Source organism: Streptomyces sp. NPDC007901, from assembly GCF_042959465.1.
In the GTDB taxonomy this organism is placed as follows: Bacteria; Actinomycetota; Actinomycetes; order Streptomycetales; family Streptomycetaceae; genus Streptomyces.
Genome location: NZ_JBIBKW010000004.1, coordinates 75,852 through 100,095 on the forward strand (window position 1 = coordinate 75,852; position 24,244 = coordinate 100,095).

Below are 24,244 nucleotides of genomic sequence, written 5' to 3' on the forward strand. Positions count from 1 at the left end.
TCGGTGCTGTTTCTCTGCTGAAGTGCTGGTTCTTACTGGTTCGCGCAGCCGGCCACGGCGGGCGTGTCCAGCCACGGCAGGTCGTGGCCCATCCGGTCCCGCTTGGTGCGCAGGTACCGGAGGTTGTGCTCGCCCGCCTGCACGGGCATCGGCTCCCGGCCGCTGATCCTGAGGCCGTGGCTGAGCAGCGCGTCGCTCTTGTCCGGGTTGTTGGTCATCAGGCGGACGCTGCGCACGCCCAGGTCGGCCAGGATCTGGGCGCCGGCGCCGTAGTCGCGGGCGTCGGCGGGCAGGCCGAGTTCGAGGTTGGCGTCGAGGGTGTCCCGGCCGCGTTCCTGGAGTTCGTAGGCGCGCAGCTTGGACAGCAGTCCGATGCCCCGGCCCTCGTGTCCGCGCAGGTAGACGACGACTCCCCGGCCCTCCTCCTGGATCCGGTCCAGGGCGGTGTCGAGCTGGGGGCCGCAGTCGCAGCGGGCGGAGCCGAAGACGTCCCCGGTGAGGCACTCGGAGTGGATCCGGACCAGGACGTCCTCGCCGTCGCCGATCTCGCCGCGGACGAGGGCGACGTGCTCGACGCCGTCGAGGGTGGAGCGGTAGCCGTACGCCGTGAAGGTGCCGTGCCGGGTGGGGAGGTTGACCTCGGCCTCGCGGCGGACGGTGGGCTCGGCGGCTCGGCGGTAGGTGACCAGGTCCGCGATGGAGATGATCGTCAGGCCGTGCTTGCGGGCGAACGGGATCAGCTCGGGCAGGCGGAGCATCCGGCCGTCCTCGCCGGCGATCTCGACGATCGTGCCGGCCGGGCGCAGGCCCGCGAGCCGGGCGAGGTCGACGGCGGCCTCGGTGTGGCCGTTGCGGGTCAGGACGCCGCCGGGCCGGGCGCGCAGCGGGAAGACATGGCCGGGGCGGACGAAGTCCGAGGGCTCGGCGGTACCGCTCGCGAGCAGCTGGAGCGTGGTCGCGCGGTCGGCGGCCGAGATGCCGGTGCTGACGCCGTGCGCGGCGGAGGCGTCCACGGAGACGGTGAACGCGGTCTTCATCGACTCGGTGTTGTCGTCGACCATCTGCGGCAGCCGGAGCCGGTCCAGCTCCTCGCCCTCCATGGGGGCGCAGATCAGGCCGCGGCACTCGCTCATCATGAAGGCGATGATCTCGGGGGTGGCCTTCTCGGCGGCGATGACGAGGTCGCCCTCGTTCTCGCGGTCCTCGTCGTCGACGACCACGATCGGGCGGCCGGCCGCGATGTCGGCGATGGCCTGCTCGATGGGGTCGAGGGTGAGGTCTTCGGCGCCGTCGGTGCGGTAGAGGATGGGTGCCGCGGTCATGCGGGTGCTCCTTCCAGAGCGGGCCGCGTGCCCTGGCGGGAGCGCAGCCACCAGTCGCGCATGCCCCACAGGACGAGCGCGCCGTAGATGACGTAGACGAAGCCGGAGAAGGCGTAGCCGTTGGCGAAGTTCAGCGGGACGCCGACCAGGTCGACCAGGAGCCAGGCGATCCAGAACTCGACCATGCCGCGCGCCTGGGCGTACATGGCGACGATCGTGCCGACGAAGATGTAGGCGTCGGGCCAGGGGTCCCAGGACAGGGACGGGTAGGCCTTGAAGAGCAGGGCGACGGCGACCGTGCCGACGGCGGCCGCGGCGACCATCGCGCCGCGCTCGCGCCAGGTGGCGAAGCGGGGCGCGATAAGACCGTCACCGCCGTCTTCGACCCGGCCCTTGTTGCGGTTCCACTGCCACCAGCCGTACAGCGCGACGACCATGACGACGGCCTGCTTGCCGGCGCTGCCGGTGAGGTGCCCGAAGAAGGCGCCGAAGAGGATCAGGCCGGAGGCGAACTGGACCGGCCAGCTCCACAGGTTGCGGCGCCAGCCGAGGGCCAGGGCGATCAGGCCGAGGATGTTGCCGATCATGTCCGACCAGAGGATGTGCTGGCCGAACAGGACGAAGGCCTCGGAGTTGAGCCAGTTCACTTGCCCGCTCCCTGCGAGTTCGCGAGCAGCCGCTCCACGTACTTGGCGACGACGTCGACCTCGAGGTTGACCGGGTCACCGGGCTGCTTGTGGCCGAGCGTGGTCAGGTCGAGGGTGGTGGGGATGAGGCTGACGGTGAAGTAGTCCGGGCCGGCCTCGACGACGGTGAGGCTGATGCCGTCGACCGTGATCGAGCCCTTCTCCACGACGTACCGCGCGAGGTCGGCGGGGAGGGAGACCCTGACGATCTCCCAGTGCTCGGAGGGGGTGCGCGCCAGCACCTGACCGGTGCCGTCCACGTGGCCCTGCACGATGTGGCCGCCGAGGCGCGAGCCCACGGCGGTGGGGCGCTCCAGGTTGACGCGGGAGCCGACGCCGAGCGCGCCGAGGGAGGAGCGCTGGAGGGTCTCCTGCATGACGTCGGCGGTGAACTCGTCGCCCTCGTGCTCCACGACGGTCAGACAGACCCCGTTCACGGCGATGGAGTCGCCGTGCTGTGCGCCCTCGGTCACTACGGGGCCACGGAGCCGGAAACGGGAGGCGTCGCCGAGATTCTCGACGGCGGTGATCTCACCCAGCTCTTCGACGATTCCGGTGAACACTTCCCGGGTCCTCCTGCCTCAACGGGGCACGGACTCCGGGGCCTGTCGACGGACGACAGAATGTACGGGTGAACACACCGGGGCGACGCCGACAAGGTCTCGTCCGTCACGGACGAGACCAGATACGGCGGCGCGCACAGGTACATGCTCGCCCGCCGCGCACTGCCTCCCATCCGGACTTTAACCGTCGGTCCAGGAGTTTCACCTGGTCAACCGGCCGCTGGAAGCGGACGGGTCGCGGACTATAACCGCCGGTTCGGACTTTCACCGACCCCGGAGTGCGCTGCTTCTGGTACACCGCCAGTGTGCCACGCCGGGTGGTGGTCCATACAGGGGAACTGTGTGGGGTGCCTCACAACCCATGTCACTGGACTTCCCTGACAGCTCGTCATGTGCCCAACTGGGCCTCGGACCAGGGATCTTGACTTTGATCCAAACCTATTGACCCTACTGGTCTAGTCCTTTTAGGGTGCGATCGGGCCCGGTGGCGGTGACGACGGCCCTTGCCCGCCGCCGGGTCTCTCATGCGCGGTCCGGGGGCGCGAACAGTTCGTCCTGGGCGCGCTCCCGGGCGGTCAGCAGGGCGCCGCGCAGCACGGCCGCACCGCCGAGCGTGCTCGCCCTCACTTCGGTGGCCAACGGTGACATGCGGCGCAGCCGTTCCTCGACGCGGGCGGCGAGCGGTGCGGCGCCGGCCGAGCCGATCTCGCCGCCGAGGACTACGCAGCCGGGGTCCAGGACCGCGACGACGGCCGCCAGGCCGAGGGCTATGCGGTCGGCCAGGGCGTCCAGGAAGTCGGGGTTCGGCTTGGTGGGTCGCCGGTTGTCTGCGGGTGCGTTGTGGCTGGTCGCGCCCACGCGGCGGAGCCGCATGTCGATACGCCCCGCGCCCCTTTGGAGCGCCATGGACGAGGGCGCCGCAGAGGCTAGCCGTGATGCCTCTGCGGCGACGGAGGCGCCGGGCTCGTCCAGTTCCGGGCCGTGTTCGGCGGCCAGTTGGGTGATCGCCGCCGCCCCTACCAGGGAGTGGTAGCCACCGGAGCAGTCCGTGGCCGTGGGGAGTGCGGTGGTGCCCGGTACCGGGAGGAAGCCGATCTCGCCGGCGCCGCCGGAGGCGCCGCGGCGCAGACGGCCGTCGAGGACGACGGCGGCGCCGCAGCTGTGGCCCAGCCAGAGGAGGACGAAGGTGTCCCGGTCCCGGGCGACACCCTCGCGCTGTTCGGCGAGGGCGGCCAGGTTGGTCTCGTTCTCGACGGTGACCCGGGTCCGCGGGAAGCGTTCCTGGAGGGTGGCGACCAGCCGGCGGTGCCAGGCGGGCAGACCCGCCGAGTCGCGCAGGTCGCCCGTGGCCGGGTCGATGAGGCCGGGCGCTCCGATGCCGACGGTGTGCAGCCGCCCCTCGCCGGATCCCTCCGCCTCCTTCACCGCCCGCTCGACCAGCCCCACCGCCTGCTCGACCGCCGCCGCCGTCCCGGCCTCCGGCCCGACCGGTACCGCACCCTCGACCAGCACCTGCCCCACCAGGTCGGACACCAGCACCGAGACGCTCTCGGTCCGCACGTCGAGGGCGGCCAGGCAGGCACGGTCGGCGACGATGCCGTAGAGCCGGGCGTTCGGCCCCCGGCGCTGTTCGCCGGACTCGCCGACGACCGTGATCAGGCCGGACACGGTGAGCCGTTCGACGAGGTCGGCGACGGTCGGCCGGGAGAGCCCGGTCAGCTGTTTCAACTGCCCCGCCGTCAGCGGGCCTTCCTGCTGGAGCAGGCTCAGCGCGAGCCGGTCGTTGATGGCCCGGGCGGTGCTCGGTGATGCGGGCATGACGGGCATCCTCCCAGATCCGCGCGGCCCGGGACGGCCGCATATCTCTCTATCTATCAGGCAGGGTCCCTGATAGTTTACGGCGGAACAGCGGTACAGCGGGGACAGCGGGGCGGCACCCACCCGGGGAGGGGCAGGACCATGAAAGACGTGGGCTACGAGCAGCAGGGGGTGAAGCGGGCGCGGTACGCCGTCGCGGCCGTGTTCACCGTGCACGGCGCCGTCACCGGCTCGTTCGCGACCCGGGTGCCGTGGATCCAGGAGCATGCCGGGCTGGGTGCCGGGCAGCTCGGCTTCGCGCTCGCGTTCACCGCGTTCGGTGCCTCGTGCTCGATGCCGCTCGCGGGCCGGATCAGCCACCGCTTCGGCAGCCGTACGGCGCTGCGCGGGCTGATCGCGATGTGGACGGCGTCGCTGATCCTGCCGTCCCTGGCGACGAACCTCTACACGCTGTGCCTGGCGATGTTCGTGTACGGCGCGAGCGCCGGCATGGCGGACGTGGTGATGAACGCGCTCGGCGTGGAGATCGAGCGGCTGCTGGACCGGTCGATCATGTCGGGGCTGCACGGCATGTGGAGCGCGGGCACCCTGGTCGGCTCGGCGGCGGGCACCCTCGCCGCGCACCTGGGCACGGACGCGCGGGTGCACTTCGCCCTGGCGGCGGCCGTGCTGACCGTGCTCGGCGTGCTGGCCGCCGGCTGGGTCCTGGACGTCCAGCCCGACGCGGACGAGGAACCACCGCCGCGGTTCACGCTGCCGCCCCGCTCGGCCCTGCTGATCGGCACGGTGGGCTTCTGCGCGGTGTTCGCGGAGGGCGCGAGCCTGGACTGGTCGGCGGTGTTCCTGCGGGACCGGATGGACAGTTCGGCCGGGCTCGCGGCGGCCACCACCACGGGGTTCATGCTGGCCATGGCGGTGGCCCGGATCAGCGGGGACGCGGTGGTGAACCGCTTCGGCGCGGTCCGTACCGTGCGGGCCGGGGGTGTGCTGGCCGCGTTCGGCGGTCTGCTGGTCGTGCTCGCCGGGAATCCGGCCGTGGCGATGGCCGGGTTCGGGCTGCTGGGCCTCGGCATCGCGGTCGTCGTACCGCTGTGCTTCGCGGCGGCCGGGCACGCCGGGCCGAACCCCAGTCAGGCGATCGCGGGCGTGGCGACGATCACCTACACGTCGGGCCTGATCGCGCCCAGCCTGATCGGCGGGGTGGCCCAGGCGACCAGCCTGGTGGTGTCGTTCTGCCTGGTCACGGCGCTGGCGTTGGGTCTGGTGGTGTTCGCGGGCGTGCTGCGGGCCGGGGAGCGGGGCAAGCGGGCCGAGGTCGGCCCCGCGGCCGCAGCAGTTCCCGACCCGCGGCCCTGACAGCGTCGCGCCGGGGCGCAGGGTGGCTGCGTCGAGCCAGACCAGCGCCCAGGCGCGTGTGTACGTTGCCACCCTGTCCGGCGAGCAGCGATCGAAGCTGCACGTCGGGCCAGTGGTACTGAGCCGTTCCAGCCGGAGTTGACATCCTCCCGCAGCCGAAGCTGAAGGATTCCAGCCCGCACGGGCTGAGGTTCACGAGCGCTCAAACCCTTTCGGGCTGTCACCCCTCCGGCGTGTCCCGCCGCGACACGTGCATTACTCAGGAACCCCTCCGTGGGCGCCCTCAGCCCGCGATCGAGTCCAGCTGCTCGGCGGCCGGCCGCAGCGCCCAGAGGTCACCGCCGGGCGGTGCCTCCAGCTGTCGTACCGCCTGCCGGGCCGCCTTGTCGCCGGCGTCGGCCGCCGCGTGCACGACGTCGCTCGCCGCGTAGCGGTGGAACTCCAGCTCCGGGTACGGCCAGGCGGCGGCCCCGGTCGCGGCGGGCAGCAGATAGTCCACGGCCTTGGACAGGCTCTGCCCGTCCGGTCCCCGGTAGCCCCAGAGGTCCACCCCGACATGCCGGCCGATGGCCGCGAGCCGGGTGTAGGCGACCAGGTCAAAGGTGGAGTAGTGCCAGCTCCTGGTCCGGGAGAGCTCCTGCGGCTGGCTCCCGTCGGCGGCGATCTGCGGGTCGATCCGCCTGGCCCGCGCGTCCAGCACGGTCTTCCTGGCCAGCGCCTTGTCGCCGGTCGCGTAGGCGAGGGCGGCGAGCTGCATGTCGTGGAAGGTGCCGTGGTTGTTGGCGGCGGCGCCCTCCTCCTTGCCGAAGGCGCTGTTCTTCAGCCAGCCGAGGAAGTCGGTGTTCCAGCTCCGCATCCCGGCGCGGTCCCCGGCGCTCCAGCCGGGGGCGCCCGTGCCGAGGATCGCCAGTGCGTCGACCACGCTGGTGTACGACTGGGAGAAGTCGATGATGCCGATGGCCCGGCCGTCGTACTTGCACGGGATGAACTGGGCGTGGTTCAGGTTCGGGTTCATCCGGGTCGCGGGGTCCAGGAACCAGGTGCGCAGGACCTGGCCGGCCTTCTGGGCGTACTCCCGTTTCCCGGTGTAGTACCAGGCCAGGGAGAGGTCGTAGGTCGAGTCGAAGACCTTCTCGACGTCCTGGCGGTCGGTGCCGCTGTCGACCTCGGGATTGCGCCGGCCGTCGCGCTGGACGTAGGGGCAGCCCCAGGGATTGTCGGCGGTGGGGGTGGTGGTGGGCCACCAGTAGGGGGCCTGGCTCAGGTAGTCGTGGACGTCGCCACCGGGGGCGGGCTTCGGCTTGTCGACGACCGTCCAGGGGCCCTGGCCGAGCCAGGCGTCGGCGCGGGTCGTCAAGTCCTTGACGGCGCGCCGGAGTCGGGGGTCGCCGTGGTCGAGTTCGGCCCGGGTCCGCTGGAGGCGGGCGCCGTCGAGGACGGCGGTGTCCGGAGCCTTGGGCGCCCTCGCGGTCGCGTGGGCGGAGGGGACGAGGACGGCGCCGACGGCCGCCAGCGCCGTCAGGACGACGGCCGCGCGGGATCTTCCACTCATCGAGCACTCCGATCGGACATGAAGCATGAATCAGATACGTGAACTCAGTTCATGAGTAGGACCGTGCGAGCGTAGAACCGCGAGGTAGCCGTGACAATGGTGCGGACCAACTTCATGTACGAGGAAAGCGAAGCTCCACCATGGATCTCGGCGTCGGCTGGAAACTGCACGGCGACGGGCGCACGCCCGCGCCCGGAGCGGTGGTGCGCCCCGACGAACGGCTCTCCTGGCCCCGCACGGTCGGGCTCGGCGCCCAGCATGTGGTGGCCATGTTCGGCGCGTCCTTCGTCGCCCCGGTGCTGATGGGCCTGAACCCCAACCTGGCGATCATGATGTCGGGTGTCGCGACCGTGATCTTCCTGCTCGCGACCCGCGGCCGGGTGCCCAGCTACCTGGGCTGCTCCCTGTCCTTCGTCGGCGTGGCCGCCGTGATCCGCGCCCAGGGCGGCAGCAGCGCCACCGTGACCGGCGCGGTCTTCGTGGTCGGTGCGGTGCTGTTCCTGATCGGCCTGGCCGTGCAGCGCTTCGGCGCCCGGATCATCCACGCCGCGATGCCGCCGATCGTCACCGGCGCGGTCGTGATGCTGATCGGCTTCAACCTCGCGCCCGTCACCGCCTCGACCTACTGGCCGCAGGACCAGTGGACCGCCCTGCTGGTGATGCTGTTCACCGCTCTGGCCGTCGTCTGTCTGCGTGGCTTCTGGTCACGCATCGCGATCTTCCTGGGCCTGGTCTTCGGGTACGTCCTGTCCTGGGCCCTCGACCGGATCTTCGGCAAGATCCACTCCATGAGCCCGAGCGGCAAGGTCACCGACCACTGGCGGCTCGACCTCTCCGGCGTCGGCAAGGCGGACTGGATCGGGCTGCCGTCCTTCCACGGCCCGTCCTTCCAGTGGTCGGCGATCCTGGTCGCCCTCCCCGTCGTCATCGCCCTGGTCGCCGAGAACACCGGGCACGTCAAGGCCGTCGGCGAGATGACCGGCGACCCGCTGGACGACAAGCTCGGCACGGCCATCTCCGCCGACGGGGTCGCCTCGATGCTCTCCACCGCCGTGGGCGGCCCGCCCAACACCACCTACTCCGAGAACATCGGCGTGATGGCCGCGACCCGCGTCTACTCCACCGCCGCCTACTGGGCCGCCGCCGGCTTCGCGCTGCTCTTCGGCGTCTGCCCCAAGTTCGGCGCGATGGTGGCGGCGATCCCGGGCGGGGTCCTCGGCGGCATCACCGTCATCCTGTACGGCATGATCGGCCTGCTCGGCGCCCAGATCTGGCTGCACGCCAAGGTCGACCTGCGCAACCCGCTGAACCTGGTCCCGGCCGCCGCGGGCATCATCATCGGCGTCGGCAACGTCAGCCTGAAGTTCACCGACACCTTCTCCCTGAGCGGCATCGCACTCGGCACCCTGGTCGTCATCATCGGATACCACGCGCTGCGCGCCCTGGCCCCGGCCCACCTCAAGTCCACGGAACCGCTGCTGGACGAGGGCACCAGTTCCTACGACGACGACGCCAAGTCGTAGGCGTACGACGGGGTGAAACTCCCGGCGGCGCCCTTGCAGCCATCGGACTCCCCCGGCAGCTTCACCCACAGATAGGCGTCGATCCGCGCCTGACCGGTGTCGAGCGTGGGCGCCCGGCCGATCCGCCGCCCCGCCGGATCGCACCAGGCGCCGTTCGCCGGGGCGCCGTTGCCGTTGCGGCTGGTGTCGATCACCGCACCGAGCGAGGCCGGTCCGCCGAGGGCGTCGAGGACCTGGCGGTCGTAGGCGATCTCGTCCTCGGTGGTCTGGAAGTTGGAGACGTTGCTGAAGATCCCCGCGGCGGCCGTGGCGCCCGCCTGCCGCAGCAGGTCCGCCTGCCGGCCGGGCGGGTGCCAGCCGGAGTGACCGGCGTCGTAGTAGACCCGGGCCCCGGGGTCGGCCGCCTTGAGCACCCGGCCGGCGCGGGCCAGCGAGGCGAACCGCGCGGCGCGGTCGGCGGCGGAGAGGCAGTCCGCCTGGGCGACCGAGTCCGGCTCCAGGATCACGATCACCTCGCCGGAGCCCAGCCCCCGGGCGAAGGCGTCGATCCAGCCGTCGTACGCGGCGAGGTCCGGCGCCCCGCCCTGCGAGGCCCCGCCGCAGTCCCGGTCCGGGATCGCGTACGGCACCAGCACCGGGACCCGGCCCTGCGCGGAGGCCGCCGAGGTGACGGCCCGGACCCGGGAGGCGATGGTCGCCGGGGCGAAGTCGGCGAACCACACGGCGGCCGGCCGGTCGGCGATGCGGTCCCCGATGACGGCGGCGCGCGGATCGTCCGGGTGGGCCCGGACCCAGTCGGCGACCTGGGAGTCGGGATGGCGGTAGAGCTGGGGCACCCGCCGCTTCGCCACGGTGGGGGCGGGGCGCGGGGTGGTCCGCCGCGGGGACGCGGACGGTGAGGGCCGGACGGGAGGTGTCGTGGAGCCGGACGGTGCGGGGGCCGGCGCGGCCGACGTCCTCGCGTGCGTCACCACGGGCCGGTCCTCTCCCACGGCCGCTTCGCCGCCGCGCTCCTCACCGAGCGCCGAGAACATCCCGGTCGCGGTACCGACGGCGACCACGGCCGAGGCGACGGCGAGCATGACCGCCCGCTTCCGCCCGCCCCGGCGCCGGGCGTGTGAGCCAGGCACGCTGTGCTCCCCCTCCCGCGCGGCGGGTCCGTTCCCCCGTTCCGGGGAAGCGCCGGGCCCGTCGGCACGCGCGTCAGCCCAGGGCTGGGACCCTTCCCCCATGGCGCAGTCGGAACACCTCACCGCTCCGGTCGGCACCGTCGTCTCCCGGATGCGCGCCCTGGACGCGGCCCTGCCCGAGCGGGACGGGATCGCGGTCTTCAACCGTGTCTACCTCGCCGTCACGGAGGAGGTCGAACGGCGCCTGGACGCGGGCCGGTTCGGTGATCCGAGAGCCGCCGAGACGCTGGACGTGCGGTTCGCGGAGCGCTATCTGGCCGCCGTGGACGCGGCGGACGGCGACCGCCGTCCGCCCGCCTGCTGGCGGCCGCTGTTCCAGTTCCGCCGCCATCCCGGCGTACGACCGCTGCAGTTCGCGCTGGCGGGCATCAACGCGCACATCGGGCACGACCTGGCGCTCGCCGTGGTGGACGCCTGTCGTACGCTCGGCTGCGAACCGGCCGATCTGGAGGACGAGTTCGACCGCGTGGGCGAACTCCTCGTCTCGCTGGAGGAGCGCATCCGCGAGGATCTGATGCCGGGTCCCGATCTGCTCCAGATCGCGGATCCGCTGACCCATCTGCTCGGTTCCTGGAGCCTGGAGCGGGCGCGGGACGCGACCTGGTCGGCGGCGCGGGCACTGTGGGCGCTGCGCCGGTTCGACGACCTGGTGGAGGAGTTCGCCGAACGGCTGGACGCGGCCGTCGGGTTGGCGGGCCGGATGCTGCTCACCCCGCTGCCGGACTGAGATGGCCTGATCCGGCCGGTACTCGAGCCACGGTGGAAACCGGGTGTGATCGCCTTGCGTTGACGGCACGTACCCGATTGCAGAGGAGCACCGGTATGACGACTCGGCTCGGCCTCAGTCTTCCCCAGATGCGGCAGTACTCCCTCGCCACCGATGTCACCGACGTGGCCCGTACCGCCGAGCAGATCGGCTACGACAGCCTCTGGGTCTTCGAGCGGGCCCTCTTCCCCGAGCCGGCCACCCAGGGCCTCTACGGCGTCGAGGGCCTGCCCTGGCCCGACGAGTACCGCAACGTGGCCGACCCGCTGGTCACGCTCTCCCTCGCCGCCGCGGTCACCGAGCGGGTCCGGCTGGGCAGCAGCGTCCTGGTGGCGCCGCTGCACATCCCCTTCCAGCTGGCCAAGTCCCTGGCGACGCTGGACGCGGCGAGCGGCGGCCGGGTGGTGGCGGGTCTGGGCACCGGCTGGTCCCTCGACGAGTACGCGGCCAGCGCGATTCGGCCGTTCGAGGAGCGCGGCCAGGTGCTGGACGAGCTCATCGAGGTGTGCCGCGCGGTGTGGGGCCCCGATCCGGTGCGCCACGACGGCCGGATCACGAAGATCGCCTCCGCCGTGGTCGGTCCCAAGCCGGCCCGGCCGATCCCGATCCTGCTGGCCGCCAACACCGGGAAGGCGAAGCGCCGGCTCGTCGACCACGCGGACGGCTGGCTGCCGGTGGGCATGGGCGTGGACCAGCTCGCCGCCCAGTGGACGCAGCTCCAGGACCTGGCGGCCGAGCGCGGCCGCACGGAGCCGATCCAGACCGTCGTGCGGGTCAACGCCACGTACACGCCCAAGGCCTACGACGGCTCCGACCGCCGCCCCTTCCAGGGCAGCGCCGACCAGATCGTCGAGGATCTCGTGGCCCACGCGGCCGTCGGCCTCGACGAGATCCTCGTCGACCTCGAGTCCACCCCGCGCGACGCCCAGGAACTCAAGGACCTCGCCGCCGAGGTGTACGAGAAGGCGCGGGCGGCCGGGGTCTAGTCCTCGGGGAGTTCGACCGGTGCGATGTCGTCGTAGACGTCGCCGGGGCCGGGGTTGGCCGGGTCGGTCTCACCTCCGAGGTGGTGCATGACGCCCCAGACCGCGTTCAGCGCGGTCTGGACGGCGCCCTCGGCCCAGCCGGCCGTCCAGGAGATGTCGTCGCCGGCGAGGAAGATGCCCCGCTTGTCGGCGGGCAGCCGGTCCTGCATGAAGTGGGTGAACAGACGCCGCTGGTAGCGGTAGTGGCCGGGCAGGTTGGCCTTGAACGCGCCCATGAAGTAGGGCTCGTTCTCCCAGGACACGGTCACCGGGTTGCCGATGATGTGCTTCCTGATGTCGACCTTCGGGTAGATCTCGCCGAGCGACTTCAGCATGACCTCCATCCGCTCGTGCGCGGAGAGCGGGAGCCACTTCAGACTGTCGTCGCACCAGGTGTAGGAGAGGCAGATGACGGCGGGCCTGTCGGGGCCGTCGTCGAGGAGGTAGGTGCCGCGGGTCATCCGGTCGGTGAGCGTCATCGACATGACGTCCCGGCCGGTCTCCTCGTCCTTGTCGAGCCAGAACGGCCGGTCGACCGGCACGAACAGCTTGGAGCTCTCCATGTAGTGGGTGCGCTCGATCGCGGTCCAGTGGTCGATCGGGAAGAGCGAGTCGTCGCAGGCGATCTTGGAGAGCAGCATCCAGGACTGGGCGGTGAAGATCGCGGCCTGGTAGGTGCGGATGTCGCCGTCCGCGTCCGTCACGGTGATCCGGTTGCCGGTGGTGCGGTGCAGACGGGTCACGGCGGGCTTCGGCTCGCCGTTCTCGTGCAGCTTCGCGAGCGACGTCCCGTACGCCCAGTGCACGATCTTCTCCGGCTCGCGCTGCCAGAGCCGGAGCGGGAGTTGCTGGCTGCCGCCGACGATGCCGCGGTGGTGGTCGTCGGCCTCGGTGTAGACGACCCGCAGGATCTCCAGGATGGAGTTGGGGAAGTCGGTGTCCCAGCCGCCGGTGCCGAAGCCGACCTGGCCGAAGATCTCGCGGTGCCGGAAGGACCTGAACGCCTCGGAGTCGCAGAGGAAGCCGTAGAAGGTCTGGTTGTCGAGCTTCTCGACGAGCTTCGCCCAGATCTCGCGGATGCGCGGCACGTCCCGCTCGCGCATGGCGCGGTTCATGTCGGAGAAGTCGGCGCCCTCGTCGAGGCACTTGTTCCAGGCGGCGGCGACGTCCCGGTAGACCTGCGGCAGGTCGTCGATCGTCTCGGCGTAGTGCGACTCCCCCTTGAGGTCGACCACCGTCGAAGGGGTGGTCTCCGCGAGCGGGTTGGGGAACGGCCGGGTCTGAAGTCCCACCAGGTCGATGTAGTGCTGGAGGGCGGTGGAGGACGGCGGGAAGCGCATCGCGCCCATCTCGGCGGTCAGTTCGGGGTCGCAGCCCTCGAAGCCGACGGTCCGCAGCCGTCCGCCGATCTCGTCGGCCTCGTAGACGACCGGCTTCAGGCCCATCTTCATCAGCTCGTAGGCGGCCACGATGCCGGACAGGCCGCCGCCGATGACCGCGACCTCCGTGCCGTGTCCGGTCGCCGGGATCTGGCCGAGGCCCGCCGGGTGGGCGAGGAAATCGTCGTACGCGTACGGGAAGTCCGGGCCGAACATGGTGATCGGCGGCTGCTGCTCGTCTGCGTGCTCGACGGCGTTGGGCACGGTGGACGTCATGGGGTACGGACTCCTTGCGACATGCGAAAAGAACGCGGGAAGAAGAGCGGAAAGACGAGCGGGGGAAGGTCAGGACAGGGACCCGTAGAGGCCGGGGCGGCGGTCCTTCAGATACGGGTTCGCCTCGCGGGAGGCGGCGAGGAGGGCGGGGTCGACGTCGGCGACGACGAGTTCCTCGTCGCGGCCTGCGCGGACCCGGGCGACCCCGTCGGGTCCGGCCAGCGTGGAGAGCCCGAAGAAGTCGAACTCCCCTTCCGGGCCGACCCGGTTGGCGTAGGCGACGTACATCTGGTTCTCCCAGGCCCGCACCGGGACCAGGGACTCGGCGACCAGCTGGAACGGGTGCATGTTCGCGGTCGGCACGAGGAGCAGGTCGGTGCCGGCCAGGGCGTGGGCGCGGACCAGCTCCGGGAACTCGACGTCGTAGCAGATCATGAGCCCGACGGTGAGGCCGCCCAGCTCGGCCTGGACGACCGGCTGGTCGCCGGGGGTGTAGTGGTCCCGCTCGAAGCCGCCGAAGAGATGGGACTTGCGGTAGTTCGCGAGCCGGGTGCCGTCGGCGGAGATCAGCTGGGCGGAGTTGTGCACGGCGTCCCCGTCGCGCTCCGGGTACCCGTAGACGATCGCCAGACCGTGCCGGTGGGCCAGCTCGGCGACCGCGTCCGCGCTGTCGCCGTCGGCGGGCTCGGCGAGCCGGGCGATGTCGTCGCCGATCGCGTAGCCGGTCAGGAACATCTCCGGGGCGACGAGCAGCGCGGCACCCGCGGCGGCGGCCCGGCCGGCGGCCTCGTCGAGCACCTTGAGGTTCTCGACGGTGGAGCCGGGGTGGCCGGAGCTCTGGAGCAGGGCGGTGCGCATGCTGGTCCTCACCGGGTACGGAAGGGGGTCTGGGGGCCAGTTAGACGGTACGGTCGGCGGGGCGGGCCGGACAAGAAGGACCTGTTGCGCGTCGGCGAGCGGTTCGTTGCGTGATGCAGCCGTCCGGCGGCGATTCGTTGCGCGGGGTCAGAGCTCCCGCAGCCGCTCCACGATCACCTTCAGCAGCTCCGGGTCGGCGGCGGGGCCCGCCGGTTCCACCCGCCGGGGCTCGTCGATCCGGACCAGGCCGGCCTCGGCGAGATCGCCGAGCAGCACGCGTACGACGGTGAGCGGCAGGTCGGCGTCCGCGGCGAGCTCGACGACCGGGCGGGCCCCGCGCCGCACCAGGGCGAGCAGGACGGCCCGGGCGTGGTCGACATCCGGCTGGGCCGCCTCCGCCTCCACCGCCGTGACCTGCGACATCAGGTCGATGGCATGCCGGCCGGAGGGCTCGGTACGGCCCCGGGTGACGGTGTAGGGGCGGACGAGCGAGCCGGTCTCGTCCTCGTACCAGTGCTCGTCGCTCACCGCGGTGTCAGGGGGCCGAGCGGACGGCCGCGTCCAGGTGGCGGCCGAGGCGGCGGACGAGCAGGGCCATCTCGTGGGCCAGCTGGCCGACGTCGGTGCGGACGTCGCTGAGGACGGCGAGCCGGCTGCCGTGCCCGGCCGGGGTGACGAAGAGGTAGGCGTCGTCGAGCATCACCATGGTCTGCCGCACCTCTCCGGCGCCGAACCGGTCCCCCGCCGACCGGGCCAGGCTGTGGAAGCCGGAGCACACGGCCGCGAGATGCTCGATGTCCCGCCGCCGCATGCCCTCGGTGTGACTGAGCGGCAGCCCGTCGGCGGTGAGCAGCACGGCCTGCCGGACGTGGTCCGTCCGGGCGACGAGATCGTCGAGCAGCCAGCCGAGATCGGTACCGGGCTGGACGCCGGGCGCTGATGCGGTTCCGGCGGGTTCGGGTCGGTCGTCACTGGTCATGGTCGGCGCGCGTCCTTTCCTCGGTGTGGTCCGGCTCCTCGGGTCCGGTCGGCAGTCCTCTGCGCCCCCGGTCCAGGCCGCGCTGGAAGGCTCCGAAGACCGCCCGCATCTCGTCGGCGTCCAGGTCGCGCGTCTCGCCCGCGGCCCGCTCCGTGCGCAGCTCGGGGGCGAGGGAGGCCTGGCGGGTGCGGGTGGGCAGGGGCGGGGTCGTACCGGGGCCGGGGTCCTCCGACGGACCCGGCAGGGGCCCGCTCCCGAACCCGCCGTCACGGCCCGCTCCGGCCCCGCCGTACGGCGACGGCGCGCCGCCCCCGTACGACGACAGCGCGCCGACCGCCGAGCCGTCCCGTCGGCCGCTCTCCGGTTCGACGTCCGCCAGCACCGCCTCCGGCAGCAGCACCACGGCCGTCGTCCCCCCGTACGGGGAGTCCCGCAGCGTCACCTCGATGCCGTGCCGGGCGGCCAGGCGGCCGACGACGTAGAGGCCGAGGCGGTCGTGGCGGGTGGGGTCGAAGGCGTCGGGGGCGGTGAGGGTGTGGTGGGCCTCGGTGAGCTGCTCGGGGTCGAGGCCGAGGCCCCGGTCGTCGATCTCCAGGGTGAAGCCCTGGCCCACCCGGGCCGTGCGCAGGGTGACCTGGGTGTGCGGCGGCGAGAACACCGTGGCGTTCTCCAGCAGCTCGGCGACCAGGTGCACGACGTCGGCGACGGCGTCCGCGGCCACGCCCACCTCGGGCATCGGCGGCACCACGACCCGGGTGTAGTCCTCGATCTCGCCGACCGCCGAGGACACCACGTCGGCGATCGGCACCGGCCGCCGCCAGCGTCGTCCGGGGGTGGCGCCGGAGAGGATGATCAGGCTCTCCGCGTGCCGGCGCATCCGGGTGGTCAGGTGGTCGATGTGGAACAGCTCGCCGAGGACGGCCGGGTCGTCGGTGCGCCGTTCCAGCGTGTCGACGAGTTTCAGCTGGCGGTGGACGAGGGCCTGGTTGCGGCGGGCGATGTTGAGGAGGACCGCGAACAGGCCCCGGCGCAGCGTGGCCTGCCGGACCGCGGCCTCGACGGCGGCCAGCCGGGCCCGGTTGAACGACCGGCCGACGTCGCCGATCTCGTCGTCCCCGGCCTCCCTGGCGGCCAGCGGCGGCGCCTCGGTGACCGCGTCCACGTCCTCACCGGCGCTCAACCGCTCCATCAGGGCGGGCAGTTGGCGTGCCGTCAGCACATCGGCCGCGTCCCGCAGGATCTCCAGCCGGCGTGAGATGCGCCGGGCCCCGCGCACCGCGAACCACAGCGAGAGGCCCACGGCCGCCAGCCCGGCCACGCCGACGACGGCCGCCTTGGCCAGCTCGCGGTAGGCGAAGGCCCGGCCGCGCGCGGCGGAGTTCTCGGCCGACCGGGTGCACAGCAGCATGTACTGCTTGACGGCCCGGTCGGTGGTCGACCGCCAGGTGTCCGCCGCGACGGCCGCCCCGGCCCGGTCCGCGCCCGCCCGCAGCAGGGCGTCCTCGCCGCGCACCAGCGAGCGGTGCAGCGCGCCGCCCTGGAACGTCTCGAACAGCGTCCGGGAGTCCGACGGCAGGTCGGGGACGTAGGTCCGTTCGAAGACCCGGCGGTCCTCGATCGTCGCGGCGAGGGTGTCGTACTGCCGGTCGGTGAGCCGTCCGGCGGCCCGTGCCCCGGCGACCAGCGCGTCCTCGCGGGAGACGAACTCCCGCACCCGCACCAGCTCGACGACGACCTGCGACTCCCGGGCCAGCTGTCCGGCCTGGAGGGCGGTGAGGGTGGACTCGACGTCGAAGCCGGGCTCCACGAGGGCGCTGTAGTCGGCGACGGCGCCGTCCCAGGAGATCTTCCGGGACAGCACCCGCGCGCGCAGCCGTTCCAGCCCGCCGGTGGCGGTCACCATCGCGTCCAGGGACTGGCGCTGCCGGTCCGTCAGGCGGTCGCGGTCGCCGTCCCGGACCGCGTCCCGCATGGCGTCCACCGCCCGGTCGGTGCGCCGCTGCTGGGCGAGCAGGTCGGTGGCGGTCGCCGTGTCGAGGCGGGCGCCCAGGTAGGCCGCCGACAGCCGCCGTTCGATCTGGATCTGCCCCACGGCGGTGTCGACGGGGGTGCCGAAGTCGTCGTACACCCCCTGGAGCCGGATCAGCGCGCGCAGTTCGGCGGTGACGGACACCATGGCGAAGCTCCACAGCGCCGTCAGCGCGACGGCCGGGGCGAGGGCGAGCGCCACGATCCGCGCGCGGACGGTGGTGGGTCGGCCTACTGGCCAGCGCATGGGTTACCTGCCGGTGTTACCAGTCAGTAAGGAGGGCTGGCACAACCTACGGGATCCCCACCGTGACCGCAATGGTTGCCCCGGGTAACCCCGGGCTACGGCTCGACGGCGAACGTGGTGACGACGGCCGCGTGGTCGGAGGGCCAGTCGTTGTCCGCCACCCCGGGCCAGGGCACCGGGTTTCCGCTCACCAGGGTCTGGGAGTCGACCACGCGCAGCCCCCTGTGCAGCACGTAGTCGATCCGGTCCTGCGGCTCGGTCCGCCCGCTGCCGTCCTCGTGCACGGGGTGGACAGGCGACCAGGTGTGCCCGGGCGCGGCGGCCGGGTCGGGGTGCGCCTCGCGGTAGGAGTCACGGAACCCGGCCTCCTCGGCGGCCCTGGTCACCGGCCACTCGACCGCCGCCCAGTCCAGATGGGACGGGCAGTTGAAGTCGCCCGTGAGGACCACGGGTACGTCGGTCGTCCCGATCCGGCGCAGGGTCTCCCGCATCTGTCCGAGCCGTACGTCCTCGTGGGCGACCAAGTCGTCCGCGCCGAGCCCGTCGAAGTGGAACTCGTAGGGCCCGTACGGCGTGTAGTGCAGATGCGCCGTCCAGATCTCCACCTCGCGGCCCGGCCGGACGGCGATCCGCACCCCGGCGGCCCCGTAGAAACCGACGTCGGGGTCGCCGAGCCGGGCGGTGACCGGGTGACGGCTGATGATCCCGAGGTTCTCCCCCGCCGTGTGGTGGTGCCAGCCGAGCGCCTCGGCGAGTTCCCGGGCGCTGGTCCCGGCGGTCTCCTGGAGGCCGACGACGTCCACGCCCGCGTCGAGGATCACCTTGACCTGCTTGGCGCGGTGGTCGTCGATCCGGCTGCCGCCGAGCCACAGGTTCCAGGACATGACCCGCAGTTCCGGTGCGGCCATCTCGCTCAGCTCCTTCGGAGTGACCCCGACGAGGGTGTCCCGGACGGTCCGGCCGGGCGCACCGCCTATCGGCGCGAGCGAGGGCACGGCCAGCACCGCGCAGCCGGCCGCCTCGGCGGAGGCGACCCCGGTCTCGGTGTCCTCGACGGCCACGCAGGCCGCCGGGTCGACGCCGAGCGCGCGGCAGGCGGCGAGGTACGGGTCGGGGGCGGGCTTGGTGCGGCCGGTGTCGTCGGCGGTGACCGAGACGGCGAACCGGCCGGCGCCCAGGGCGTCGAGGACGAGGTCGGCGACCGCGCGTGGGGACGCGGTGACCAGGGCGGTGGGGACGCCGGCCGCGGCCAGCGCGTCCAGCAGGTCGAGGGCGCCGGGGCGGGGCACGATACCGGTGCGGACGCGGTCCGCGAACTCCCGGTGCAGCCCGGCCGCGAGGCCGGCGGCCGGCCGGCCCGTGGCGGCGGCGAGCCAGTCGGCGGTGTGCTCCACCGGGCGACCCAGCACCTCCGGCTCGTCGGCCTCGGTGAGCGGCCGCCCGGCGACCTGTTCCACCGCCTCCCACCACAGTCGCTCGGTGTCGACGAGCGTTCCGTCCATGTCGAACAGGACGGCCTGGAGGGGGAGTCGGAGGTGGGGGGTCACGTTGTTGTCATTCCTCACTGCTGGGCTTCCGGACACTGCGTCGCCTCGGGGGCTTCCGGATGCTTCGGGACTTCTGGATGCGTTACTTCTGGGCACGTTCCGCCACGAGCACCGGGCGCTCGGGCAGCGACACGCTCACGGCGGATCCGGCGCCCAGTCCGGCGGCGTCGTGGGCGGGCAGGTCGGCCTTGGCCTCGGTGCCGTCGGCGAGCCGTACGGTGACCCGGACGACCGCGCCGAGGAAGGCGGTGGCGACGACGGTGGCCGTACCGGCGCCGTCCGCGCGCACCTGCACCGCCTCGGGCCGCACGAGCACGTCGACCTCGCTCGCGGCCGGCACCTGTCCGTCGACCGGCAGCCGCTGCCCGAGGACCTCGACCGTGCCGTCGTCGACCGTCCCCGGGATCCGGCTCATCGTGCCGACGAACTCGGCGACGAACGCGGTGGCCGGACGGCCGTACAACTCGGCGGGCTCCGCGCACTGTTCGAGCCGCCCGGCGCGCATCACGGCGACCCGGTCGGCGATGGACAGCGCCTCCTCCTGATCGTGCGTCACGAACAGGGTGGTGATGCCGAGTTCCTGCTGGAGCCGGCGGATCTCCTCGCGGAGCGACAGCCGCACCTTGGCGTCGAGCGCCGACAGCGGCTCGTCGAGCAGCAGCACCCGGGGCCGCAGGGCCAGGGCGCGGGCGAGCGCGATGCGCTGCTGCTGACCGCCGGAGAGCTGGTGCGGGAACCGCTCCCTCTTGTCGGCGAGCCCGACCAGCTCCAGCAACTCGGCGGCCCGGGAACGGCGTTCGGCCGTCCCCACCTTGCGCATGCGCAGCCCGAACGCCACGTTGTCGACGGCGTTCAGATGCGGGAAGAGGCTGTACGACTGGAAGACCATCCCGGCGTCCCGGCGGTGGGCCGGAACCTGGGTGACGTCCTCGCCGTCCACCAGCACGGCGCCGGAGTCGGGGTGTTCGAACCCGGCGAGCATGCGCAGGGCGGTGGTCTTGCCACAGCCGGACGGGCCGAGCAGGGCCAGGAACTCCCCCGGCCGCACGGTCAGGTCGAGTCCGTCGAGGGCGACGGTGGCGCCGAACTCCCGCCGCAGGCCGCGGAATTCGACGGTGGCTGCCTTGGTGGACGCCTTCTCAAGCGTGCTGACACTCATGGTTCATCCCCGGGAGGAAGCGGTTCGGTCACGGCCGCCGGCACCGGCGAGCGCGAGGAGGAGGGCCCAGGTCACCAGGAGACTGAGCACGGAGACGGCGACGGACATCTGGGCCTGCGAGCCGCCGACGTTGTAGATCCACACGGCGAAGGGCTGGTAGCCCAGCAGCCGGGCGACGGTGAACTCACCGAGCACCAGGGCCAGGGTGAGGAAGGACGCGTTGAGCAGCGCGCCCCGCAGGTTGGGCAGGACGGCCCGGACAAGGGCCTGCGGCCACGAAGCCCCGCAGCTCCGCGCGGCCTCGACGAGGGTGCGCACGTCGATCGCGCGCAGCCCGGCGTCCAGCGCCCGGTAGACGAAGGGCAGCGCCATCACGACGTAGGCGAGGACCAGCACGACGGGGAAGGTCGGGTTCTGGACGGCGACGAACGTCTCGAACAGCGGGGTCCTGGACAGATGGTCCGGTCCCCACTTCAGCACGGTCACGATGCCGGCCACGAACGCGATCGGCGGCACCACCAGCGGCAGCGAGCAGACGACCTCGACGACCGGACGCAGCCTAGGCGCGCTGAGCCGCAGGGCGACCACGGCCGGCACCATCAGCAGCAGCACGACGGCGATGGTGGCGACGGCCAGCTCCAGCGAGAGCAGCAGGCTGGAGAGGAAGCCGTCGGCTGAGACGATCTGGGTGTAGGCGTCGAAGGTGATGCCCTGGCCAGGCACGTCCACCGTGAAGAGGACGGAGGCGCCCAGCGGGACGAGGAAGTAGAGGGCGGCCAGGCCGAGGACGGCCCAGCGCCAGGGGGTCAGGCGTCGAGCCATCGGGCGCTCCGTCGTTGCAGGGGCAGGTACACGGCCATCACCAGGCCCGCCACCAGCACCATGTCCAGGCTCAGGGCGAGGGCCACGTTCTCCTGGCCGACCAGGACGTTGCCGGAGAGGGCGTCGGCGATCTGCAGGGTGACCAGCGGGACCGCGCTGCCGACCATCGCGGCGGCGGTGGCGTAGGCGGCGAAGGCGCTGCCGAAGAGCAGCACGAACCCGCCGAGCAGCGAGGGCGCGAGGACCGGCAGGGCCACGAACCGCCAGTACTGCACGCCGGTCGCGCCGTTGTTCCGCGCGGCCTCCCGCCACTGCGCCCGCAGGCCGTCCAGGGCCGGGGTGATGGTGAGGACCATCAGCGGGATCAGGAAGTACAGGTAGACGAGGACCAGACCCCAGAAGCTGTAGAGGTCCCAGCCGTGGTCCGCGAGGTGCAGATGCACGGTCAGCACACCGGCGTTGCCGAGGGTCGCGACGAACGCGAACGCCAGCGGCACACCGCCGAAGTTGGCGAGCACACCGGAGGCGGTGAGCACGGCCTCGCGCAGCGCCCGGGAGCGCGAGCTGACCACGGCCTGCGCCAGCGGCAGCCCGAGGACGGCGGCGATGACGGCGGAGAGCGCGGACAGCTTCACACTGCCGACGAGGGCGGTGAGGTACGGCCCCTGCAGCGAGTCGCTGAGATTGCTCGCGGTGTACGAACTCGCGCCGCTGGTGGGGTCCTTGACCGTGAAGGCGCCGTTCAGCATGGCCACGGCCGGCAGTCCGAAGGCGACGGCCGTGAAGGCGAGCAGCGGGACGACCGCGAGCCAGCCGGGGGCGCGGCGCCGCCGCTTCTGGGAAGCGGCGGACGCCACGTCGGCCCGCGTGAGCGTGGCCGTCATCCGGAGACGGCCTTCGACCAACCGGACGAGAGGACCGTCTTGGCCTTGTCCTGCTGGGCCTCGGTCGGGAAGGTGGGCGTGCCGGTGACCGCGGGGAGCTTGGCGGCGGCGGTCTTGTCGAGCGTGCCGGCCTTCTCCATGGCGGGCATCAGCACCGGGCGGGCGTACCCCTTGAGCCACAGGTTCTGGCCCTCGGTGCTGTACAGGTACTCCTGCCACAGGCGGGCGGCCGCCGGGTGCGGGGCGTCCTTGTTGATGGCCTGGGAGTAGTACTGCGAGAACTGGCCGTCGGTCGGGACCGTCACCTTCCAGTCCACGCCCTTGGACTTGAACTCGTCGGCGTAACCGGCGTTGAGGTAGTCCCAGTCGATGGAGATGGGCGTCTCGCCCTTCTCGACGGTGGCCGGGGTGGACTCGACGGGCGTGTAGTTGCCGTTCTTCTTCAGCTCGGCGAAGAAGTCCAGGCCGGGCTGGATGTCGTCGAAGGAGCCCTTGTTGGCGAGCGCCGCCGCGTACACGCCGCCGAAGGCCGAGCCGGACTTGGTCGGGTTGCCGTTGAGGGCGACCTGCCCCTTGTACTGCGGCTTCAGCAGGTCGGCGAAGGTCGTCGGGCAGGTCTTCACCCGCTTGGCGTCGCAGCCGATGGAGATGTAGCCGCCGTAGTCGTTGTACCACTGGGCCTTCGGGTCCTTCTGACCCTCGGGGATGTCGTCGTAGGAGGTGACCTTGTACGGCGCGAGCAGCCCCTGCTGGGCGGCGCTGAGCGCGAACGAGGAACCGAGGTCCAGGACGTCCGGCGCCCGGTCCTGGCCCTTGCGCGAGGTCACGGCGTTGATCTCGTCCTGGCTGGAGCCGTCGGGGCTCTCGTCCTCGATCTTGATGCCGTACTTCGCCTTGAAGCCGTCGATGATGGCGCCGTAGTTCGCCCAGTCGCGGGGCACGGCGATGATGTGCAGCGTGCCCTCCTTCTTGGCGGCGGCGATCAGCTTGTCCATACCGCCGAAGTCGGCGGCGGAGGTGGCGGTGGCGGCGCTCTTGCCACCGGACGTGGTGGACGACGCGTTGTCGGGAGCGGCGCCGCAGGCGCTCAGGGCGAGCGCGGCAACGGCGGCGAGGGAGCCGCCGAGGAGGGCGGTTCTCGGCAGGGACACGGTCACGGTCTCTCCAGGGAGTACGCACGAGGGTGGGTGGCGCTAGGGGCGGCGCCGAGCGAACTTGTCTGAACAAGTTGGCCCTAGTACGCCCGCCGTGGGTTTCCCCTTCATGAACGGCGGCGAAACTCCAGCCCCTGATTCCCTGCACAATCCAGGCCGGATACGGGCTGACACGAATCACCTGGGAACGTCGATTAGGCTGGTCACGCTGTGCACAGCTGCCGACTCAGAGGGGAAGCATGACGGCGCGACACGAGGAGATCGCCGACGAGCTGCGGCAGGCCATCGACCGCGAGGAGTACACCGTCGGCAGTCGACTGCCCTCGGAGACGGAGCTCGCCGCGCAGTACGGCGTGTCCCGCGGCACGGTCCGCCAGGCCGTCGCCGCGCTCACCTCCGAGGGGTTGATCGGCTCCCGCCAGGGCGCCCGCCGGGTGGTGCTGGCCAGCCGCCGCAGCCAGAGCTTCGCGGAGCTGCGCAGTTTCGCGCAGTGGGCGAAGGCGATGGGCCGCGAGGCGACGGGCCATGTGGTGGCCCAGGAATACCGGCCCGCCGCACAGGAGGACGCCGTCCGCCTCCAACTGGCCACCGGCACACCGGTGTTGCACGTCCTGCGGGTCCGCGGCCTGGACGGCGAGCCGGTGTTGCTGGAGCGCACGGTGTACGCGGACTGGATCTCCCCGGCGGTCGAGGCGATAGAGCCGGAATGCCCCTCGGTGACCCAACGGCTCTACGAGGACAAGGGGTTGGTCTTCGCCTACGGCGAGCACGTCATCGACGCGGTGGCCGCGGGCGCGCAGGACGCGGAGCTGCTGAGGGTGCGTCGGACGAGTCCGCTGCTGCGGGTGCGCCGGGTGACGACGACGCGGGAGGGCCGCCCGGTGGAGTGGTCGGACGACCGGTACCGGTCGGACGCGGTGAGCTTCAGTGTGCACAACTCCATCGGAAGCAACGCGCTGTCGCGGAAGACCGCGGAGTAGGGGGGTGGGGGTGCCGGTCCGGTGCCGGGTGCGGGTGGGTGGGGGCTGGTCGCGCGGGTGGCCGCGCCCCCGGGGTGGGGGCCCGGTGGGGGGCGGGTGGGGGGGGGGGGGCGCGGCCGGGGCCCCCCCC

At 72.3% G+C, this 24,244-nt stretch carries 21 protein-coding genes and 1 riboswitch; of the genes, 5 read left to right on the top strand and 16 right to left on the bottom strand.

Annotation, left to right across the window (positions count from 1 at the left end; translation table 11 throughout):
* Positions 1-32 precede the first annotated feature (32 nt).
* The 4 genes from ACFZDK_RS14980 to ACFZDK_RS14995 all read right to left on the bottom strand — a co-directional run bounded on the left by ACFZDK_RS14980 (position 33) and on the right by ACFZDK_RS14995 (position 4,389).
* Complete coding sequence (locus ACFZDK_RS14980; RefSeq protein ID WP_390972631.1) at positions 33-1,322, bottom strand: bifunctional 3,4-dihydroxy-2-butanone-4-phosphate synthase/GTP cyclohydrolase II; 1,290 nt, start codon at positions 1,320-1,322, stop codon at positions 33-35.
* Positions 1,319-1,969, bottom strand: a complete 651-nt coding sequence (gene pnuC / locus ACFZDK_RS14985) for a nicotinamide riboside transporter PnuC (protein WP_390972633.1) — start codon at positions 1,967-1,969, stop codon at positions 1,319-1,321. Before pnuC ends, ACFZDK_RS14980 begins: the two co-directional genes overlap by 4 nt.
* A complete protein-coding gene (locus ACFZDK_RS14990; RefSeq protein WP_390972634.1) occupies positions 1,966-2,571 on the bottom strand; it encodes a riboflavin synthase in 606 nt (201 codons plus the stop codon). The genes pnuC and ACFZDK_RS14990 overlap by 4 nt, the downstream gene beginning before the upstream one ends.
* Positions 2,572-2,726: 155 nt before the next feature.
* Positions 2,727-2,857: riboswitch (FMN riboswitch) on the bottom strand.
* A 236-nt stretch (positions 2,858-3,093) separates the two neighbouring features.
* Entirely contained in the window at positions 3,094-4,389 is a 1,296-nt protein-coding gene (locus ACFZDK_RS14995) for an ROK family protein (RefSeq protein WP_390972636.1), read from the bottom strand.
* Between the two features lie 141 nt (positions 4,390-4,530).
* Between ACFZDK_RS14995 and ACFZDK_RS15000 the strand changes: the two genes are divergently transcribed.
* The gene (locus tag ACFZDK_RS15000; RefSeq protein ID WP_390972638.1) at positions 4,531-5,745 is read left to right on the top strand and encodes an MFS transporter; all 1,215 of its coding nucleotides are present in this window, start codon (positions 4,531-4,533) and stop codon (positions 5,743-5,745) included.
* 283 nt (positions 5,746-6,028) lie between these two features.
* Here ACFZDK_RS15000 and ACFZDK_RS15005 read toward each other — a convergent pair whose 3' ends face one another.
* Positions 6,029-7,297, bottom strand: a complete 1,269-nt coding sequence (locus ACFZDK_RS15005; protein ID WP_390972639.1) for an alginate lyase family protein — start codon at positions 7,295-7,297, stop codon at positions 6,029-6,031.
* 140 nt (positions 7,298-7,437) lie between these two features.
* Here ACFZDK_RS15005 and ACFZDK_RS15010 point away from each other — a divergent pair, with 140 nt between their 5' ends.
* Positions 7,438-8,820, top strand: a complete 1,383-nt coding sequence (locus ACFZDK_RS15010; protein ID WP_390972641.1) for a solute carrier family 23 protein — start codon at positions 7,438-7,440, stop codon at positions 8,818-8,820.
* On the opposite strand, the gene ACFZDK_RS15015 is transcribed toward ACFZDK_RS15010, so the two are convergent.
* Positions 8,796-9,902: a glycoside hydrolase family 6 protein gene (locus tag ACFZDK_RS15015; protein WP_390973405.1), complete on the bottom strand. Its 1,107-nt coding sequence runs from the start codon at positions 9,900-9,902 to the stop codon at positions 8,796-8,798. The genes ACFZDK_RS15010 and ACFZDK_RS15015 overlap by 25 nt on opposite strands.
* A gap of 148 nt (positions 9,903-10,050) precedes the next feature.
* On the opposite strand from ACFZDK_RS15015, the gene ACFZDK_RS15020 reads away from it, so the two are divergent.
* On the top strand, positions 10,051-10,737 hold the full coding sequence (locus tag ACFZDK_RS15020) for a DUF5995 family protein (RefSeq protein ID WP_390972643.1): 687 nt from the start codon (positions 10,051-10,053) through the stop codon (positions 10,735-10,737).
* Between the two features lie 95 nt (positions 10,738-10,832).
* Complete coding sequence (locus ACFZDK_RS15025) at positions 10,833-11,762, top strand: TIGR03619 family F420-dependent LLM class oxidoreductase (protein ID WP_390972645.1); 930 nt, start codon at positions 10,833-10,835, stop codon at positions 11,760-11,762.
* On the opposite strand, the gene ACFZDK_RS15030 is transcribed toward ACFZDK_RS15025, so the two are convergent.
* From ACFZDK_RS15030 to ACFZDK_RS15075, 10 genes are all read right to left on the bottom strand, one after another.
* Positions 11,759-13,456: an FAD-dependent oxidoreductase gene (locus tag ACFZDK_RS15030; RefSeq protein ID WP_390972647.1), complete on the bottom strand. Its 1,698-nt coding sequence runs from the start codon at positions 13,454-13,456 to the stop codon at positions 11,759-11,761. The two genes, ACFZDK_RS15025 and ACFZDK_RS15030, sit on opposite strands and share 4 nt — an antisense overlap.
* 69 nt (positions 13,457-13,525) lie before the next feature.
* A complete protein-coding gene (locus ACFZDK_RS15035; RefSeq protein ID WP_390972649.1) occupies positions 13,526-14,314 on the bottom strand; it encodes a nitrilase-related carbon-nitrogen hydrolase in 789 nt (262 codons plus the stop codon).
* A 147-nt stretch (positions 14,315-14,461) separates the two neighbouring features.
* Positions 14,462-14,842, bottom strand: coding sequence for a DUF742 domain-containing protein (locus tag ACFZDK_RS15040; RefSeq protein ID WP_390972651.1), 381 nt, complete (start codon positions 14,840-14,842; stop codon positions 14,462-14,464).
* A 7-nt stretch (positions 14,843-14,849) separates the two neighbouring features.
* Positions 14,850-15,293 (bottom strand): roadblock/LC7 domain-containing protein, encoded by a 444-nt coding sequence (locus ACFZDK_RS15045; protein ID WP_390972653.1) that lies wholly within the window; start codon positions 15,291-15,293, stop codon positions 14,850-14,852.
* Positions 15,283-17,568, bottom strand: a complete 2,286-nt coding sequence (locus ACFZDK_RS15050) for a nitrate- and nitrite sensing domain-containing protein (RefSeq protein WP_390972654.1) — start codon at positions 17,566-17,568, stop codon at positions 15,283-15,285. The genes ACFZDK_RS15045 and ACFZDK_RS15050 overlap by 11 nt, the downstream gene beginning before the upstream one ends.
* A 95-nt stretch (positions 17,569-17,663) precedes the next feature.
* Positions 17,664-19,115 (bottom strand): HAD-IA family hydrolase, encoded by a 1,452-nt coding sequence (locus tag ACFZDK_RS15055; protein ID WP_390972655.1) that lies wholly within the window; start codon positions 19,113-19,115, stop codon positions 17,664-17,666.
* A gap of 82 nt (positions 19,116-19,197) precedes the next feature.
* The gene (locus ACFZDK_RS15060; RefSeq protein ID WP_390972657.1) at positions 19,198-20,274 is read right to left on the bottom strand and encodes an ATP-binding cassette domain-containing protein; all 1,077 of its coding nucleotides are present in this window, start codon (positions 20,272-20,274) and stop codon (positions 19,198-19,200) included.
* 3 nt (positions 20,275-20,277) lie between these two features.
* Complete coding sequence (locus ACFZDK_RS15065) at positions 20,278-21,096, bottom strand: ABC transporter permease subunit (protein WP_390972659.1); 819 nt, start codon at positions 21,094-21,096, stop codon at positions 20,278-20,280.
* Positions 21,081-21,980: an ABC transporter permease subunit gene (locus ACFZDK_RS15070; protein ID WP_390972661.1), complete on the bottom strand. Its 900-nt coding sequence runs from the start codon at positions 21,978-21,980 to the stop codon at positions 21,081-21,083. The genes ACFZDK_RS15065 and ACFZDK_RS15070 overlap by 16 nt, the downstream gene beginning before the upstream one ends.
* A complete protein-coding gene (locus ACFZDK_RS15075; protein WP_390972663.1) occupies positions 21,977-23,137 on the bottom strand; it encodes an extracellular solute-binding protein in 1,161 nt (386 codons plus the stop codon). Before ACFZDK_RS15075 ends, ACFZDK_RS15070 begins: the two co-directional genes overlap by 4 nt.
* A 236-nt stretch (positions 23,138-23,373) precedes the next feature.
* Between ACFZDK_RS15075 and ACFZDK_RS15080 the strand changes: the two genes are divergently transcribed.
* The gene (locus ACFZDK_RS15080) at positions 23,374-24,114 is read left to right on the top strand and encodes a UTRA domain-containing protein (protein WP_390972665.1); all 741 of its coding nucleotides are present in this window, start codon (positions 23,374-23,376) and stop codon (positions 24,112-24,114) included.
* The last annotated feature ends 130 nt before the right edge of the window (positions 24,115-24,244 follow it).

Bases quoted from the DNA above. Each gene is read 5' to 3' on its own strand.
- ACFZDK_RS15060 (WP_390972657.1), bottom strand. From the start codon at position 20,274: ATGAGTGTCAGCACGCTTGAGAAGGCGTCCACCAAGGCAGCCACCGTC.
- ACFZDK_RS15020 (WP_390972643.1), top strand. From the start codon at position 10,051: ATGGCGCAGTCGGAACACCTCACCGCTCCGGTCGGCACCGTCGTCTCC.
- ACFZDK_RS15035 (WP_390972649.1), bottom strand. From the start codon at position 14,314: ATGCGCACCGCCCTGCTCCAGAGCTCCGGCCACCCCGGCTCCACCGTC.
- ACFZDK_RS15010 (WP_390972641.1), top strand. From the start codon at position 7,438: ATGGATCTCGGCGTCGGCTGGAAACTGCACGGCGACGGGCGCACGCCC.
- ACFZDK_RS15065 (WP_390972659.1), bottom strand. From the start codon at position 21,096: ATGGCTCGACGCCTGACCCCCTGGCGCTGGGCCGTCCTCGGCCTGGCC.
- ACFZDK_RS15080 (WP_390972665.1), top strand. From the start codon at position 23,374: ATGACGGCGCGACACGAGGAGATCGCCGACGAGCTGCGGCAGGCCATC.
- ACFZDK_RS15000 (WP_390972638.1), top strand. From the start codon at position 4,531: ATGAAAGACGTGGGCTACGAGCAGCAGGGGGTGAAGCGGGCGCGGTAC.
- ACFZDK_RS15005 (WP_390972639.1), bottom strand. From the start codon at position 7,297: ATGAGTGGAAGATCCCGCGCGGCCGTCGTCCTGACGGCGCTGGCGGCC.
- ACFZDK_RS15070 (WP_390972661.1), bottom strand. From the start codon at position 21,980: ATGACGGCCACGCTCACGCGGGCCGACGTGGCGTCCGCCGCTTCCCAG.
- ACFZDK_RS15030 (WP_390972647.1), bottom strand. From the start codon at position 13,456: ATGACGTCCACCGTGCCCAACGCCGTCGAGCACGCAGACGAGCAGCAG.
- ACFZDK_RS15050 (WP_390972654.1), bottom strand. From the start codon at position 17,568: ATGCGCTGGCCAGTAGGCCGACCCACCACCGTCCGCGCGCGGATCGTG.
- ACFZDK_RS15015 (WP_390973405.1), bottom strand. From the start codon at position 9,902: ATGCTCGCCGTCGCCTCGGCCGTGGTCGCCGTCGGTACCGCGACCGGG.
- ACFZDK_RS14980 (WP_390972631.1), bottom strand. From the start codon at position 1,322: ATGACCGCGGCACCCATCCTCTACCGCACCGACGGCGCCGAAGACCTC.
- ACFZDK_RS15045 (WP_390972653.1), bottom strand. From the start codon at position 15,293: ATGACCAGTGACGACCGACCCGAACCCGCCGGAACCGCATCAGCGCCC.
- ACFZDK_RS15025 (WP_390972645.1), top strand. From the start codon at position 10,833: ATGACGACTCGGCTCGGCCTCAGTCTTCCCCAGATGCGGCAGTACTCC.
- ACFZDK_RS14995 (WP_390972636.1), bottom strand. From the start codon at position 4,389: ATGCCCGCATCACCGAGCACCGCCCGGGCCATCAACGACCGGCTCGCG.